Source organism: Marinobacter sp. EN3 (assembly GCF_000475315.1).
GTDB classification, from domain to species: domain Bacteria; phylum Pseudomonadota; class Gammaproteobacteria; order Pseudomonadales; family Oleiphilaceae; genus Marinobacter; species Marinobacter nauticus.
In genome coordinates, this window is the sequence record NZ_AXCC01000076.1 from 1 (window position 1) to 1,096 (window position 1,096).

The 1,096-nt window shown below is 52.4% G+C and carries 3 protein-coding genes; all 3 read right to left on the reverse strand.

The features are described 5' to 3' along the window. Nucleotides 1-92: 92 nt before the first annotated feature. Entirely contained in the window at nt 93-407 is a 315-nt protein-coding gene (locus tag Q675_RS36310; RefSeq protein ID WP_023012139.1) for a PLDc N-terminal domain-containing protein, read from the reverse strand. Nucleotides 408-475: 68 nt separating this feature from the next. After that, entirely contained in the window at nt 476-769 is a 294-nt protein-coding gene (locus Q675_RS36315; protein ID WP_023012140.1) for a HigA family addiction module antitoxin, read from the reverse strand. Then, on the reverse strand, nt 769-1,047 hold the full coding sequence (locus tag Q675_RS0119445) for a type II toxin-antitoxin system RelE/ParE family toxin (RefSeq protein ID WP_031211838.1): 279 nt from the start codon (nt 1,045-1,047) through the stop codon (nt 769-771). The genes Q675_RS36315 and Q675_RS0119445 overlap by 1 nt, the downstream gene beginning before the upstream one ends. Between the last annotated feature and the right edge of the window lie 49 nt (nt 1,048-1,096).

Consider the following 1,096-nt stretch of genomic DNA (forward strand, 5'->3'; position numbering starts at 1 on the left):
TAACGCTGAGCTTAGCGGCGCCCTTGCAATGAAGGCGAAGCCGCAATGAAAAGGGCGTCCGGCGGCCATCGGCCGCGTACTAAAGCGACTGGTTATATGGCATTTGGCAACGGTCGCCGCGCGTGCTTGAAGAAATAGTACGGCAGACCCACCCAAGTGAAAAATACGATACCAATAAACCAACCGGCTTTGCCCGATATATCTCGCCGTTTGAGGTCACGAAGAAGCAGAACGATACAGGCGAACGTCGTGCCCACTGTAAACCAACCTAGATAGGCTATCGCGGCTTCGCCGACATACGGCTCGTTGCCGCTGAACTGGGGTAGAAAGAAGAACTGATAAACCACCAGATAGCCCAACATGATGGCCATACCCAGCCAGATAATTCTTTGTTCGACAGTACTCATGACATATAACGCCTGGCTTTGCGGCGTGCCGGAGCGCCAGCGCAGGCGCGTCCGACAACAGCCACTGGTTAAGCTGCTTCGAAGTCCAGCCGATGAATACCATCCAGATTGACTGTGCCGCGAGCCACCCATAGGTCATACATATCTTGCATCGCCAACCAACTCTCAGGAGTACGCCCGAGAACCTTGGACAGCCGTAGCGACATTTCAGGGCTAATGCCACTATCCCCTTTGAGCAACCGAGACAAAGTGGAGGGTGAAACGCCCAGACTGGAAGCAAGCTGACGAGAGCTGATACCGAAAGGCTCCAGGTACACCTCACGAATGAATTCACCAGGATGCGGCGGATTATGCATAGTCATTAGTGATAATCCTCATAATCAAGAATGTAGGCGTTGCCGTCCTGAAATTCGAACGTCATGCGCCAATTTCCGTTAACCCTAATCGACCACCGGCCTTTGTCTTTGCCCTTCAATGGATGAAGCCGAAAACCAGGAATATCCATATCTTCCACTGAAGTCGCCGTATCCAGAGCAGCCAGCTGCATACGCAGCTTCTTGGCATGGTCGGGTTGTATGCCAGACGTGTGGCCGGTCGAGTAAAACCGCTTCAGTCCTTTGTGACGGAATGATTTAATCATGAAGGAATACTAGCACGTTGCGCACCGCGCAACAATAAAGCTTAACGCC